Source organism: Aquamicrobium defluvii (assembly GCF_004363725.1).
Lineage (GTDB): Bacteria > Pseudomonadota > Alphaproteobacteria > Rhizobiales > Rhizobiaceae > Mesorhizobium > Mesorhizobium defluvii.
In genome coordinates this window covers 14,991-29,845 of sequence record NZ_SNZF01000040.1, presented here as the reverse complement: position 1 = coordinate 29,845, position 14,855 = coordinate 14,991, and the positions used below count along the sequence as shown (strand labels likewise).

The 14,855-nt window shown below is 66.2% G+C and carries 9 protein-coding genes; 5 read left to right on the top strand and 4 right to left on the bottom strand.

The features are described 5' to 3' along the window. Positions 1-114 precede the first annotated feature (114 nt). Positions 115-852, top strand: a complete 738-nt coding sequence (locus tag DES43_RS20210) for an MOSC domain-containing protein (protein WP_035027444.1) — start codon at positions 115-117, stop codon at positions 850-852. Positions 853-872: 20 nt separating this feature from the next. Here DES43_RS20210 and DES43_RS20205 read toward each other — a convergent pair whose 3' ends face one another. Beyond that, on the bottom strand, positions 873-1,091 hold the full coding sequence (locus tag DES43_RS20205) for a DUF1674 domain-containing protein (protein WP_035027491.1): 219 nt from the start codon (positions 1,089-1,091) through the stop codon (positions 873-875). Positions 1,092-1,197: 106 nt separating this feature from the next. On the opposite strand from DES43_RS20205, the gene htpX reads away from it, so the two are divergent. From htpX to purH, 4 genes are all read left to right on the top strand, one after another. Next, a complete protein-coding gene (gene htpX / locus DES43_RS20200) occupies positions 1,198-2,256 on the top strand; it encodes a zinc metalloprotease HtpX (RefSeq protein WP_133676088.1) in 1,059 nt (352 codons plus the stop codon). Next, complete coding sequence (locus DES43_RS20195) at positions 2,247-3,647, top strand: RsmB/NOP family class I SAM-dependent RNA methyltransferase (protein ID WP_245514609.1); 1,401 nt, start codon at positions 2,247-2,249, stop codon at positions 3,645-3,647. Before htpX ends, DES43_RS20195 begins: the two co-directional genes overlap by 10 nt. Positions 3,648-3,788: 141 nt before the next feature. Beyond that, positions 3,789-5,513, top strand: coding sequence for a heparinase II/III family protein (locus DES43_RS20190; RefSeq protein WP_035027436.1), 1,725 nt, complete (start codon positions 3,789-3,791; stop codon positions 5,511-5,513). A gap of 106 nt (positions 5,514-5,619) precedes the next feature. Next, entirely contained in the window at positions 5,620-7,236 is a 1,617-nt protein-coding gene (gene purH, locus DES43_RS20185; RefSeq protein ID WP_035027433.1) for a bifunctional phosphoribosylaminoimidazolecarboxamide formyltransferase/IMP cyclohydrolase, read from the top strand. A 36-nt stretch (positions 7,237-7,272) separates the two neighbouring features. Here purH and DES43_RS20180 read toward each other — a convergent pair whose 3' ends face one another. The 3 genes from DES43_RS20180 to DES43_RS20170 form a co-directional block, all read right to left on the bottom strand. Then, complete coding sequence (locus DES43_RS20180; RefSeq protein WP_035027430.1) at positions 7,273-8,655, bottom strand: MFS transporter; 1,383 nt, start codon at positions 8,653-8,655, stop codon at positions 7,273-7,275. A 377-nt stretch (positions 8,656-9,032) separates the two neighbouring features. After that, positions 9,033-9,689, bottom strand: coding sequence for a TerC family protein (locus DES43_RS20175; protein WP_035027427.1), 657 nt, complete (start codon positions 9,687-9,689; stop codon positions 9,033-9,035). 288 nt (positions 9,690-9,977) lie between these two features. Further along, positions 9,978-14,744 carry an NAD-glutamate dehydrogenase gene (locus DES43_RS20170; RefSeq protein ID WP_035027424.1) on the bottom strand — a complete coding sequence of 1,589 codons (4,767 nt, stop codon included), beginning with the start codon at positions 14,742-14,744 and terminating at the stop codon, positions 9,978-9,980. Positions 14,745-14,855 lie beyond the last annotated feature (111 nt).

The following is a 14,855-nucleotide window of genomic DNA, read 5'->3' as shown; positions in this document are numbered from 1 at the left end:
ATCGCAGAGGACGACTTCGCCGCCCTCGGAGACACCTCAACCCTCGCCGACCCCGCCGTCGTCAACGACCTCATCCAGAACAGACAGAATAAAAAGGCAGGGTAGAAGGCGGCGATGGCCGACATCGGGCAGGTAGCGGAGTTGTGGCGTTACCCCGCCAGCTCGTTGGGCGGGGAGATGCTGCCAGCACTCGATTTCGGCCATGGCGGCGCCGATGGCGACCGTCTCTACGGCCTGATCGACACGGCGGATGGCGAGATCGCGCGGCCCGACCGGCTTCCCAAATGGCACAAGGCGCCGCGCATCAGGGCAAGGCTCGACGAGGCGCGCCGCCTTCAGGTGATGACGCCGCAGGGCGAATGGCTTGCCGCGCCGGGCGACGACAGCCAGCGGGCCGTTTCGGACTATCTCGGCTTCACCGCGGCAATCCTGCCCTTCGAGGGGCAAAGCCCCGACGGTTACGACGGACCCCAAACCCGCGCCCGCTACGAGAAAGCGCCGGTGCACCTTCTCACCACCGCCTCTCTGGCGCGGCTGAAGGCGCTTCACCCCGACGGCATTCCCGACCGCCGCCGCTTTCGGCCGAGCATCCTTGTGGACATGCCGGAAGTCGAAGGCAGCTTCCCCGAAACGGAATGGATCGGACGTACGCTTTCCATCGGCGATCTGGAACTGACCATCGTCGAACCCTGCCGGCGTTGTGGCTTCACCATCATTTCACAGGAAGGCATACCCGAGGACCCGGGCATATTGCGCACGCTGGTGCGCCACAACGCCCACAATATCGGCGTCTATTGCCGTGTGGAGAAGCCCGCACGGCTGCGCGCAGGGGACGCCATGCGCCTGCATTGAAGGCCGGACGCCGTCAGCAATCAGAAATCGCTGGTCAGGCCCTTCACTTCCCAGTCGCCATATCGGCCGGGCTCCTTGCCGCCGCGGCCGCCGAGCTCGACGGGGCGCGCCGCTTCCGCGGCCTCGTAGGCCCTGCGGCGCTCGGCCGCCTCCTTCAGCGCCCGTTCGGCCGCGGGGCTGAGGGCCCTGCGCTCCGCTTCCGTGTTTGCGGGCGCCTCGTTGCCATCTTGATCCGTCATGTCCGTCCTGCCAAATGGATTGAAAGCCGGCCTTTCGCTTCCCATCATATAGCGAAGCCGGCGCGAGGGATCGACCCTTTTGCGCGAAGGCCCCGAGGAGTACCGGATGAACACATTGCGCACCGCGATGCTGCTGGCCGCCATGACGGCGCTTTTCATGGGCGTGGGCTACCTTGTCGGCGGCTCGGGCGGCATGATGATCGCGTTCCTCATCGCGGCGGCGACCAATCTGTTCAGCTACTGGAACGCCGACAAGATGGTGCTGGCCATGCACCGCGCCGTCGAGGTCGACGAGCGCAACGCGCCGGAATATCACGCCATCGTGCGCGAACTTGCCTCGCGCGCCGGCCTGCCGATGCCGCGCGTCTACCTGATCGACAATGCGCAGCCCAATGCCTTCGCCACCGGCCGCAATCCCGAGAACGCCGCCGTCGCCGCAACGACCGGCCTGCTTCAGCGCCTCTCGCGCGAAGAGGTCGCCGGCGTGATGGCGCATGAGCTTGCGCATGTGCAGAACCGCGACACGCTGACCATGACCATCGTCGCCACGCTGGCCGGCGCGATTTCCATGCTCGGCAACTTCGCCCTGTTTTTCGGCGGCAACCGCGACAACAACAACAATCCTCTGGGCTTCGTCGGCGTGCTGGTGGCGATGATCGTTGCGCCTTTCGCCGCCATGATCGTGCAGATGGCGGTGAGCCGCACGCGCGAATATGCCGCCGACCGGCGCGGCGCGGAAATCTGCGGCAGGCCGCTGTGGCTGGCTTCCGCCCTTGACAAGATCGCCCGCAGCGCCGAACGCATCCACAATCCGGATGCCGAGCGCAATCCGGCGACCGCGCACCTCTTCATCATCAACCCGCTTTCCGGCGAGCGCATGGACAATCTGTTCTCCACCCACCCCGATACCGGCAACCGCATTGCCGCCCTGCAGGCCATGGATGCCGAATGGGGCTCCTCGTCCGGCGGCGGCGGTGGCAGCGCGCGCCAACCGGCGCCCCGCAATACCGATCCCCGGTCCGAGCCGCAGGATGCCGGACCATGGGGCGGACGCTCGCAAGCCGGACCCCGGGCCGGACCCCGGGCCGAGCCTCCCGCCGAACCGCAGCCGAAACCCAACCCATGGGGCCGCAATCCCACCGGGCCGAAAGGTCCCTGGTCGTGAAGCAGGCGTCTCCGGCCCGAAAGCGGCATGCTTCCCATCATCGCAGGCCGGACACGGCAGCCCCATCGGTGCCGGGGCTTGCCGCCCGCAAGGCCGCGGTGCGTCTGCTCGGCGCGGTCATCGACGCCCGCACGCCGCTCGACGGGCTGACCGACAACGAGCACGGCCATCCGCAATACATGGCGCTCGACATGCGCGACCGCGCGCTGGTGCGCGCCATGGTGGGCGCGGCCCTTCGCCATCGCATGACCATCGCGGCGCTGCTGGCCAAACGGCTGGAAAAGCCGCTGCCGGCCAATGCGACCGCGCTTGCCCACATCCTGCATATCGCAGCCGCGCAGATCCTGTTCCTCGACGTGCCGGACAGCGCCGCCGTCGACCTCGCCGTCACCCACGCCAAATCGGACCCGCGCACGCAACGCTTCGCCGGACTGGTCAATGCGGTGCTGCGTGCCCTTGCCCGCGTCAAGCAAACGGAACTCGGCCCGGCGCTTGCCGCCACAAACGACGCCCCCGAATGGTTCGCGGCACGGCTGACGCAAGCCTATGGCGCGGAACAGGCGCGGGCCATCCTTGACGTGCATCGCCTCGAAACGCCCATCGACCTCACCGTGAAAGCCGACCCGCAGGCATGGGCCGAACGCCTCGGCGGCATCGTGCTGCCAACAGGTTCGGTTCGGCTGGAAAAGCTGGAAGGCCCGATCACGGAATTGCCGGGTTTTGCCGAGGGTGAGTGGTGGGTGCAGGATGCCGCCGCCGCCCTGCCCGCGAGGCTGATGGGCGACATCGCCCGCCGCAGGGTTGCGGACCTGTGCGCCGCCCCCGGCGGCAAGACCGCCCAGTTCATCCTCGCAGGCGCCGACGTTACCGCCGTCGATGCCTCGCAAAACCGCCTGAAGCGCCTCTCCGGAAATCTCGACCGCCTTGGGCTGGAGGCGGAAATCGTCCGCAGCGACCTGCTGGAATTTACCCCGCAGGAGCCGTTCGATGCCGTTCTGCTCGATGCGCCCTGCTCCTCGACCGGCACGGTGCGCCGCCATCCCGACGTGCCGTGGACGAAGACGCCCGAAGACATCGCCAAGCTTGCCGCTCTCCAGCGGCGGTTGCTCGACAGGGCCTTCACACTGATCCGCCCCGGCGGGATCGTCCTGTTTTCAAACTGCTCGCTCGATCCGCTGGAAGGCGAAGACCTTGTCGCCGCCTTCCTTGCCGACACGCCAGATGCCGAACCGGATACGATCTCGCCACAGGAAGCCGCCGGCATCGCACCTTTCATCACGGCCAAAGGCACCCTGCGCACCACGCCCGCAGGGCTCGACATGGGCTCGCCGAGCCTGTCGGGCCTCGACGGTTTCTTCGCCGCAAGGATCAGGAAGCGCGCAGGAAACTGAAGTTTGGGGCCTTCGCAAGCAGCCGCTTACGAAAGCATGTGGACAGATTGCGCCACGACATGTCGCACGGGTTTGAATTCAGCTTCGCATAACCTATTGAATCGCATAGTTTGTAAGCGAAACTGAGGTCTCGGGAAGGCGTTGGCAACCGCTGCCGCAGATATGACACGCCTTTGGGCACTGGTCGCAAGAGAGTTCTGGCGCAACGCACGCCGGCGTCTGCGTGCCGGGCCGGCCTATCGCTGGCGTTATTCCGGGCGCACGCCCGAGCGCGTTCTCATCGCCCCGCCCGACCTGCGCCTGGCCGATCCGCAGATCGCCATGGAAATCTATTACGGGCGCTTTCCGCTCTCCGGACGCATGGTCGAGACGGGTGGCGAATCGCCGTTCAGGATCGAGGTTCCGCATCAGGGCTGGCGGCGTTCCCTGCATGGCTTCCGCTGGCTGCGCCATATGCGCGCCGCCAACACGGAACTCGCCTTCGCCAATGCGCGCGTGCTGGTGAAGGACTGGATCGCCAATCACGGCACCCATATTTCCGGGGTGGCCTGGGAGCCCGGCGTCACCTCCAAGCGCATCATAGCCTGGCTTCAGCATTCCTCCGTGGTGCTTCAGGGTGCGGACTTCGTATTCTATCGCGCATTCCTCAGGTCGCTCGCCATGCAGATCCGCTATCTGCGTTCGATGGCGCGCGAGATGCCCTGCGGCAAGGATCTGCTGCGCGCGCGCATCGCCCTCGCATTCGCGGCGCTCTCCCTGCCTGTCCCGCCTGCCGCCCTGCGCAGTGCCAGCCGCAGCCTCGCCGAGGAGCTGGACCGCCAGATTCTGCCCGATGGCGGCCATATCTCGCGCAATCCGCTGATGGTTCTGGAATTCCTCGCCGACCTTCTGCCGCTGCGCCAGACCTATGCCAATCAGGCCGAACAGCCGCCGGCCGCCCTGATGGGCGCGGTTGACCGGATGCTGCCGGCGCTGCGTTTCTTCCGCCATCAGGAAGGCAGCCTCGCCTGCTTCAACGGCATGGGCGCTACCGTGCAGGACCGCATCGCCGCCATCCTGCGCCATGATGACACCGCCGGCGCACCGCTGCTGCATGCCCCGCATTCCGGCTACGAGCGCCTGTCGATCGGCGACGTCACCGTCATCGCCGATACGGGTCCGCCGCCGCCGCTGGCTGTCTCCGGCGCAGCCCATGCCGGATGCCTGTCCTTCGAGCTGTCGTCCGGCCGCCATCATTTCATCGTCAACGCCGGCGTCGATACCTATGGCGATCCGGAATTCCGGCCGCTGGCCCGCGCCACCGCCGCCCATTCCACCGCGACGCTCAACGACACCTCCTCGGCCCGCTTCAGCCATTCCTCGCGCCTTTCCGGCCTTGTCGGCGCGCCCCTCATCGGCGGCCCGCGTCATGTCCATTGCGAGCGCCGCGACGGTTCCGACCGGCACGGCTTCCTAGCCCGTCATGACGGCTATCTGCAACGCTTCGGCCTGCTGCACGAGCGCGAGTTGATCCTGCTCGACCGGGGCGGCACGCTGGTCGGTCGCGACAGCTTCCTGTGCGCCGACGGCAGCCCTGCCCGCGACACCGGAAACGACGTCGTGACCGTCCGCTTCCACCTCCATCCCGACATCAATCTGTACACCGATTCCGGCGGCCATCTCGTGCTCACCTCCGACAACGGAGATGCCTGGATGTTCTCCTGCCCGGACGCCGCGCCGCAGGTCGAGGAATCGATCTACTTCGCCGGCATCGCTGGGCCGCGCATCAGCCGCCAGTTCCTGCTGTCGTTCAACGCATCCGTGGTGCCGGAAGTCCGCTGGCGGCTGAAGCGGGTGCGGCTGGCCGGCGCGACGGTGCACGGCTGATGCGACTGTTGTCCGGACCGGCCCGAAACGACAATTCGCGCGTTTGAATCGCTGCCCTCATGTGCTAGTGCGCCCCCATCTTTCCGCAGCATGAAGGGCCGCTCGCATGGCTGTCGCCTCAAAGAAAATCCCCGCTCCCGATCTGGTGCCGGTGCGCCGCGCGCTGCTGTCCGTTTCGGACAAGACCGGCCTCGTCGATTTCGCCCGTGCGCTTGTCGCCGCCGGCGTCGAGCTGGTCTCGACGGGCGGCACCTCGAAGGCAATCGCACAAGCGGGCATCCCGGTGCGCGACGTGTCGGAACTCACCGGTTTTCCCGAGATCATGGACGGGCGCGTGAAGACGCTGCATCCATCCGTCCACGGCGCGCTGCTCGGCATCCGCGACGACGCGGAACATGTCGATGCCATGCGCGCCCATGGCATCGAGCCGATCGATCTTGTGGTGGTCAACCTCTACCCGTTCGAGGACGTGCGGGCCTCCGGCGCGGATTATGCGTCGATCGTCGAGAACATCGACATCGGCGGCCCCGCCATGGTGCGGGCTTCGGCCAAGAACCATGCCTATGTCGCCATCGTCACCGACCCTACGGACTATGCCGGCGTGCTCGAAGCCATGCAGGCAAATTCCGGCGCGCTTCCGCTGGACTTCCGCAAGCGGCTTGCGGCCAAAGCCTTCGCCCGGACCGCTGCCTATGATGCGGGTATCTCCGGCTGGTTCACTGAGACGCTGGAAATCGAAAACCCGGCATGGCGCGCCTTCGGCGGCAGGCTCGACAGCGTCATGCGCTATGGCGAAAATCCGCACCAGCGGGCCGGCTTCTACGTCACCGGCGAAAAACGGCCGGGGGTCGCCAGCGCGAGGCAGTTGCAGGGCAAGCAGCTCTCCTACAACAACATCAACGACACCGACGCCGCCTTCGAACTGGTCGGCGAGTTTGATCCCGCCCGCACCGCCGCCGTCGCCATCATCAAGCACGCCAATCCTTGCGGCGTTGCCGAAGGCGCGACTCTGAAGGACGCCTATCTCAAGGCGCTCGCCTGCGACCCGGTTTCGGCGTTCGGCGGCATCGTGGCGCTGAACGGCCTGCTCGACGCGGAAGCCGCGGAAGAAATCGTGAAAACCTTCACCGAGGTCATTATCGCGCCGGAAGCCAGCGAGGCGGCGCAGGCCATCGTCGCCGCGAAGAAAAACCTCCGCCTGCTCGTCACCGGCGGCCTGCCCGACCCGCGTGCGGCCGGCATGACAGTGAAGTCGGTGGCCGGCGGGCTGCTTGTGCAGGGCCGTGACAACGCCGTGGTCGACGATCTGGACCTGAAGGTGGTGACGAAGCGCGCGCCCGGCGAAGCCGAAATGGCCGATCTCCGCTTCGCCTTCCGCGTCGCCAAGCATGTGAAGTCGAACGCCATCGTCTATGCAAAGGACCGCGCCACGGTCGGCATCGGCGCCGGCCAGATGAGCCGCGTCGACTCCTCGCGCATCGCCGCCCGCAAGGCGCTGGACGCAGCCGAGGCAGCAGGCCATGCCCAGCCGCTGACCAGAGGCTCGGTCGTGGCCTCCGACGCGTTCTTCCCCTTCGCCGATGGCTTGCTGGCAGCGGTGGAGGCCGGCGCAACCGCCGTCATCCAGCCGGGCGGTTCGATGCGCGACGACGAGGTGATCGCCGCTGCCGACGAACATGGCATCGCCATGGTGTTCACCGGCACCCGCCACTTCCGGCATTGATCACGGCACTCCGGCTGCGAAGGCCGGGGCGGACCTTCAGCGCCCTTTCCGGTCTGCCGGATAGGGCGTTCCCGCCAACAGCGCCATCCCCGCCACCAGAAACAGAATGATCATCGCCATGCCGAGGCGCGGCGAGCCGGTCAGCGCCGTAACCGTAGCCACCGTGAAGGGCGCGGCGAAACTTGTTACGCGCCCGGCCAGCGCGTAGATGCCGAAATAGCGGCCGGCCTCCTCGGCCGACACGCTGCGCGCCATGTAGGAGCGCGAGGACGCCTGCGCCGGCCCGAACGCGACGCCGATCAGCAGCCCATAGAGAATGTAGGCTTTCTCGGCCGCGGTGCCAAACAGTCCGCCCGGATCGTCGGCCGGCAGATGCAGCGCGCCGAACAGCGTGTAGCCCGGCCCGGTGGAAACGATGCCGACCGTCGCGATGCACAGCAGCACCAGCGAGGTCATCACCACGACCTTGGAGCCCAGCGCCGTGTCGAGCCGCGCCGCCACCCAGCAGCCGAAAATAGCGACCACGTTGAGAATGATGCCGAAAATGCCGATCTCGGTGATCGACCAGCCGAACATCGCCGCCGCGAACGCGCCACCCAGAACGATGAGGGCGTTGACGCCGTCCTGATAGATCATCCGCGCAATCAGGAAGCGGAAGATGCCGGGACGCTTGCGCACCTCGCCAAGCGTCGACCTCAGCTCCGCCAGCCCCTGCCGCACGGCGGGCCGGATCGGTATTCCCTTCACCGCATCGGGCGTGAGAAGGAACATGAGCAGGATGAAGACCAGATACCACAGCGCCGAAAGCGGGCCGGTGGCGCGCGCATCTTCACCGAGCGCCGGATCGAGCCCGAACAGCGGCTTGAGGCCGGCAATGGTCAGCCCCGTATCCGGCAGGGCTGCGAGGCACGCCACCACGAAGATCAGCACGACCATGCCGCCGAGATAGCCCAGTCCCCAGGCGACATTGGAGATGTGTCCGATCTGCTCTTTGGGAACCAGCCGCGGCATCATGGAATCGTTGAATACGGTGGAGAACTCGGCCGCGACCGAGGCCAGCGAGAATATCGCCACCACCCAGAACAGGCTGGAGCCCGGAACCGCCAGCCACAGCAGGAACAGGCAGGCGATCTTGATCGCCGCGAAGAAGGCGATCCATGGCTTGCGCGGGCCGGTCTGGTCGGCGATCGCGCCCAGAACCGGCGACAATATGGCGATGGCGAAGCCGGCCGCAGCCACGCCATAGCCCCATGCCGCCTGCCCCGAAGCCGGATCGCTCGCCATGCGCGAAACGACATAGGGGCCGAAGATGAAGGTGGTGACCACTGTAAAGAAAGGTTGCGCCGCCCAGTCGAACAGCATCCATCCCCAGATGCCGGCGCGCGATGCCTTGCGCGCCTCGATGCCGGTTTCACTCATGCCGTCTCCATTCGCCTGCACGTTCCGCGCGCCATGTCTGCATGTTTTTCCGCGCGGTGCAAAATGTGCGTGACAGGAGCGGCCGCTTTATTTCGGGCGGACAGGAACATGCCGGACGCAAACGGGGCCTTCGCCCGGCTGCCGAACGTTCCGCGGCCTGCGAGGGCGAGACGATGAGAGAGGGAATGCCCCGCCTGATAACTCAAACTACCCCCCTCAGGCGGGGCTATGCCAGAATGGCCCGTCCTCACGCTGGCGGAACAATAAATACAGGACCGGCGCCACATGCGATGTGAGCCGTTTCACGTTCAGAGAAGAAAATGGATGTACCTGTCCGGTGGGCCGGGGCATTTCCGACCGGCCCACCGGCGCCGTTATCAGGCGCCCTGCAGATAGGGCAGAACCTCCATCGCCCCGCGATAGATCATCTCACAGGATACGTAGAGGATGACCAGAAGGCCGACATAGGCGATCCAGCGGTATTTTTGCAGCACGCGGGCGATGAAGGAGGCCGCAATGCCCATCAGCGCGATGGAAAGAGCCAGGCCGAAGACCAGCACCCCGGGATGCTCGCGCGCCGCGCCTGCCACCGCCAGCACATTGTCGAGGGACATGGACACGTCGGCGATGACGATCTGCCATGCAGCCTGCGCGAAGGTCTTGCGCGGAGCCTTGCCGGCGACCGTGCCATCCCGATCCATGTCGACCTCGGTGAGCGCTTCCATGCCCTGCGTTTCCTCGGCAGCGCTGTGGCGCAGCTCGCGCCACATCTTCCAGCACACCCACAAAAGCAGGATGCCGCCGGCAAGCAGAAGGCCGACGATCTGGAGAAGCTGGGTCGTCGCGGCGGCGAAGCCGATGCGCAGCACTGTCGCGGCGATGATGCCGATGAGGATGGCCCTGGCGCGCTGCTCCTTCGGCAAGCCGGCCGCCGCCAGACCGATGACGATAGCGTTGTCGCCCGCGAGCACGAGGTCGATCATGATGACCTGCAAAAGTGCGGTCATCGCCTCGGCACTGAAGAATTCTGTCATTCTGCACCCTTGCTTTCAGCTTGGGCGGTCTGGCCCGCAAGCGGCTTCTTCCGGACACGGGGTCCGGGACAGCATCGAATGCGGTTTCAGGTGAGGATCATTAAGCCAGGCCGCCGGATTTGAACTCCAGTCCGACATCACAGCCATGAAGACTGCCAGAGGGGCCCGGCCTGGTGGCGCAATGCCTACGCCAGCGGCTGGGAAAACGCAAGAGGGGCTTGCGAAACCCCGCCGGCGGGCATTGGCCGGCGGGGTTTGCGTGCATCGGGGGCGACCATACGAGCGCCGTCAGGCGCGCGGTCCAGAAAGATCGCTCATCAGTCCCGCCGCCACCGACAGGCGCGACACCGAAATGTCACCGGCCTCGGTCAGGGCCTGCAGACGCTCCCTGATTGCGGCGATGCGCTCTGCGCCGGCATCCAGCCAGGCCGCCACCGGGTCATCCGCCCCGCCATGTCCGCTCAGCGCCGCCACCGCGATGCCCCGCCGCGCCGCATCTATGGTGTCTGTCGCACGCGACAGGGCGAGCTGGTCGTAGTAGTCGGACGGCGAGATCGCATAGGCGGCTTCCTCGATGCGCGCTATGCGGAAGGCGTCGCTGACGGCGAAGAACGCCTTGGCAGCCGCCACCATGTCTGCACCGGCCACGCGGGCGGTCAGCGCGATATCCGGTACCAGATCGGCGAACTCCGCCAGCGACAGCCGGGCCGCGAGCCTTTCGGGCACGCCCTGGGCAACGAGCTGGTTGCGCTTTGCATCGATACGTTCACGCGACACCGCCGGCAGCAGTTCCGGCAGTTTCGGCTCAAGCTCCGCCCGGGCTGCCTGCAGGGCCGCGATGCGTTCGTCGAGCTCGCCGCTGGCGGCCTCGTTCTTCAGATACCAGCCACAGTTCACGTAGATCAGCCGGCTGACGGTCTGGTAGAGGCCGAGCTGCACCTCGCCGTCGATGCGGTTGTCGAGCGCATCGATCTCTTCGTAGAGCGCCGGCAACTCGAAGCCTTCCCGGATGAGCGCGAAAGTCAGCATTACATCCGCCGCGCCGCGGCCGGTGGTTTCCACCAGCCGGTTGACGAAGGTCGGGCCGCCGCGGTTGACCAGATCGTTGGCAAGGACGCGGGTGATGATCTCGCGCCGCAGGCGGTGGCCGCGAATCTCGTCGCCAAACCTTTCAGCCATGGCGTGCGGGAAGTAGCCCATCAGATCCCGCTCGAAGTGCGGATTGTCCGGCAGGTCGGAAGACACGACATCGGAGAACAGCACGATCTTGGCATAGGCAAGCAGCACACCGAGTTCGGGCCGGGTCAGAGTTTCGCCGCGGGCCTCGCGCTCGGCCAGAACCGCTGCCGGGGGCAGGTTCTCGACCGCGCGGTCGAGCAGGCCACGGCTTTCCAGCGCCGCCATGAAGCGCGCCTGATGCGCCATGTCGGCCAGCCCGCGCCGGTGGGCGAGCGACAGCGCCAGCGTCTGCTGATAATTGTTGGCGAGCACCAGCTCCGCGACCTCGTCGGTCATTTCCGCCAGCAGCCGGTCGCGCGCGGGGCGCTCCAGAGCCCCCTTGCGCATGGCGGCGGCCAGCGCGATCTTGATGTTGACCTCGACGTCGGAGCAGTTGACGCCGCCGGAGTTGTCGATGGCGTCGGAGTTGCTGCGACCGCCGCTGAGGCCATATTCGATGCGGGCGCGCTGGGTCATGCCGAGATTGGCGCCTTCGCCGATCACCTTGGCGCAAACCTCTGCGCCATCGATACGGATGGCGTCGTTGGCGCGGTCGCCAACCTCCTGGTTGCTTTCGCCGGCGGCCTTCAGATAGGTGCCGATGCCGCCGAACCACAACAGGTCCACGGGCGCGGCGAGTATGGCGCGGATCACCTCGACCGGCGTTGCCACCGTCTTGGCGATGCCGATGGCAGCGGCAGCCTCGGGCGTCAGCGTGATCGACTTCTGCGAGCGCGAAACGATCATCCCGCCAGCGGAAAGCTTCGTCTTGTCGTAGTCCTGCCAGCTCGAACGCGGCACGCCGAACAGGCGCTGCCGCTCCGCGAAGGAGGCCGCGGCATCCGGATCGGGATCGATGAAGATGTCGCGATGGTCGAAGGCGGCGATCAGCCTTGTCTGCTCCGAGCGCAGCATGCCGTTGCCGAACACGTCGCCCGACATGTCGCCGACGCCGACGCAGGTGAACGGCGTGGTCTGGATGTCGCGGTTCATTTCGCGGAAATGCCGCTTCACCGCCTCCCAGGCGCCGCGTGCCGTGATTGCCATGCCCTTGTGGTCGTAGCCGGCGGAGCCGCCGCTGGCGAAGGCGTCGTCCAGCCAGAAGTCGTGGGCCTTCGAAATGGCATTGGCGGTGTCGGAGAAGGTCGCGGTGCCCTTGTCAGCGGCCACGACGAAATAGGGATCGTCGCCATCGTGACGCACCACGCCTTGCGGCGGGATGACGGCATCGGCGCCGATGTTGTCGGTGATCGACAGCATGCTCGACACGAAGTTGACATAGGCGGCACGGCCCGCCTCGAACACCTCGTCGCGGCTGCCGCCGGCAGGCAGGCGCTTGGGATAGAACCCGCCCTTGGCGCCGACCGGCACGATGACCGCATTCTTCACCTGCTGGGCCTTGACCAGCCCCAGCACCTCGGTGCGGTAGTCCTGCGCGCGATCCGAAAGACGCAGACCGCCGCGCGCAACGGGGCCGAAGCGCAGATGCACGCCCTCGACCTCCGAACCATAGACGAAGATCTCGCGCCATGGCCGCGGCTCGGGCAGCCCCTCTATGGCGCGCGGGTCGAGCTTGAAGGCCAGCGAGTGGCCGCGCGCGCGCTTGCCCTCGACGAAATGATTGGTGCGCAGCGTCGCCTCGATCAGGTTGAGATAGCGGCGGATGATCGTATCGTCGTCGATATTGGGAACGTCTTCCAGCGCATCCCTGATCTTGGCCTTGAGATGGCGCGCCGCCACTTCGTCGCCATGCGGCGAGGCCGGATCGAAACGCGCGACGAACAGCCCGTAGAGACCCCGCGCGATTTCGGGATAGCGGTTCAGCGCCGCCGCGATGAAGTCCTGGCTCTGCGGAATGCCGGCCTGCTGAAGGTAGCGGCCATAGGCGCGCAGCACCAGAATCTCGCTGGCCGCGAGGCCGGTCGTCTGGGCGAGCGCATTGTAACCGTCATTGTCCATCTCGCCGTGCCAGACGGCCAGGAAGGCTTCGTCGAACAGCGCGCCGCCGTCCGACAGGTCCACCGGCCCGCCATAGGCGTTCTCCAGCTCCATGTCGTGAACGAAGATGTTGTCGCTGTTTTCGTCCTCCACCTCGAAGGTGCGCTCGCTGATGACGCGGAAGCCGAGATTCTCGAGGATCGGCACGCGCTGCGACAAGGCGACGGGGCTTCCATAGTGGTAGATTTTCAGCGACGCCTGTTCTTCGGTCTGGAACGTATCGCGGTAATAGTCGATCACGATTGGCTGGTCGGGCGAAAGCCGGGCGATGCGACCGGCATCGGCAAGCGCCGTGGCCGCGCTGAAGCTGTTGCGATAGCTTTGCGGAAAGCGCGCGGCGATCGCCGTTATCTGCGGATCGACGCCCGCCGGCCCGGCCGCCTCCCGCAGCGCATCCTCCCATGTTCGCACGATGTCGCGGATCGCGGCCTCGATGACGGCCTGCTCAATCTTCGGTGTCTTGCCACCCGAGCGGCCGATGATGAAATGGATACGCGCCAGCCCGCCCTCCGGGAATGCGGGATAATAGGCCGACACGCGCCCCTCGAAGACGGTCTTGAGGTAGACGCCGATCCTCTCGCGCACTTCCGAATCGTAGTGGTCGCGCGGCACGAAGACGAGCACCGAGACGAAGCGGTCGAACTGGTCCGCGCGCACGAGGGCGCGGACACGCGGCCGGTCCACGAGCCCCAGAATGGCTTCGGAATGCTTTTGCAGCAGCACCACCGGAATCTGGAAAAGCTCGTCGCGCGGATAGCTTTCAAGAACGTTGATGAGCGCCTTGCCGGCATGGTCATGCGGGTCGAGGCCCGACCGTCCGATCACCGTTTCCACCTTGGAGCGCAGATAGGGGATCTTCATCACCGAGCGCGTATAGGCGGTGGAGGTGAACAGGCCGACGATGCGAAGCTCGCCCGCCAGTTCGCCCTGCTGCGTGTAGGTCTTGACCCCGATATAGTCGAGATAGGCGCGCCGATGCACCGACGACTTGGCGTTCGCCTTGGTCACGATCAGTGGCTCCGGCCCGTGCAGGAAGGCGCGGATTTCCGGCGTGGTGGTCACCGACTCCGTGCCACGGCGCAGCACCAGCACGTCGGGATCGGCCAGAATGCCGAGGCCGGCCTTGTCGGCCAGCTCCAGCGTGCCGCTCTCCTCGCCGCCGCTGTATTTGTATTCGCGCATGCCGAGGAAGGTGAAATTTTCGTCACGCAGCCATTCGAGGAAGGCGATGGCCTCGGTCACCGCATCATGCTCCAGCGGGATCGGCGCATAGCGGAAATCGCTGATCGCCTGATCGAGACGGGCGAGCATGGGCTTCCAGTCATGCACGGCGGAGCGCACCTGCTGAAGGGTCCTCTCCAGCTTCCGTTCCAGCGCGGCCGCTTCCTCGCCGCTCATGCGTCCGACATGCACCTGGATGACGCTCAGGCGCTCCCGGCCCTTGTCGCCCTTCGGCGAGCAGGTATCGCCAAGAATCTCGACCTCGCCGGTTTCCGTGTACCGGACATTCAGAACCGGGTGGGCCACGAACAGGGCCTCGCCCACGGCCTCGTTGATCTCGCCAATGACGGAATCGAACAGGAATGGCATGTTGTCGTTGACGACGGTGATGACCGTGACCGGACGATCTCCCCGGGAGACACCCGGCCCGACATCGATGGAAACGACGCTCTCCCCCTTGCGATGGCCGGCAACCGCCGTCTCGGCAAGGACCGCAGCACGCTCCAGATCGGCACGCTCATAGGCGGCGATGTCCTCGTCGGGCGCCCGCGCAAGCAGATAGTCCAGAAGCCGGCCACTGATTGACTGCCTGCCGGATTCGGCTTTCTGAATAGCCATGATACGCTTTTTCCTCCTGGCGAAATATTCGCCCTATGATTGCAATAGATGGCTGCTTTTTGACGACGGGCTCAGCCGGCCGCGCAAGTTGCCGTCAGGATCATGTGATGC